The organism is Pseudomonas sp. P1_F7, from assembly GCF_056405655.1.
Genome location: NZ_JBFUBR010000082.1, coordinates 1 through 513, shown reverse-complemented (window position 1 = coordinate 513; position 513 = coordinate 1). Strand labels below are relative to the sequence as shown.

Sequence of the window (513 nt, the reverse complement as noted above, 5' to 3'; positions counted from 1 at the left end):
CCAGCATCTTTATAGACGTCGTCTTTCGGTGCATCGACGGTCACCGAGCCAGTGGTCTTGCCGGCCTCGATGGTGATCACGGCACCGTTCGACAGGGTCACGGTCACCGGCGAACCGGCGGTGTTGGTCAGGGTGGCGGTGTAGATGATCGAGCCACCCTCGGCGACCGAACTTGTAGCGCTCAGGCTGAGGTTGGTGGTGTCGACGGTGTCGGTCACGGTGGTGCTGACCGGGGTCTTGTCGGCCACCAGGTTTTCGTAGTTGCCGCCGCTGACGTCGGTGATCGAGTTGGTCAGCGGCGCATGGCCAGCCAACACGTCGTTCGGCGCGGGGGTGGTCACGCTGCCGGTRGTKTSGCCGACGGCGATGGTGATGCTCTGGCCGTTGGCCAACGTCACGACGACCGGCGAACCGGTGACGGCGGCACCGACGGTGGCGGTGTAGGTGACAGTGCCGCCTTCAGCCGCGGTTTCGGTGGCGCTGAGCTTCACGGTGGTGGTGTCGATGGTGTCA

The 513-nt window shown here is 65.1% G+C and carries 1 protein-coding gene; it reads right to left on the bottom strand.

Annotated features, from left to right (window positions below; translation table 11 throughout):
• Positions 1-513 (bottom strand): immunoglobulin-like domain-containing protein (locus tag AC1D1M_RS31470; protein WP_477778702.1); only part of this gene is annotated, 513 nt, incomplete at both ends.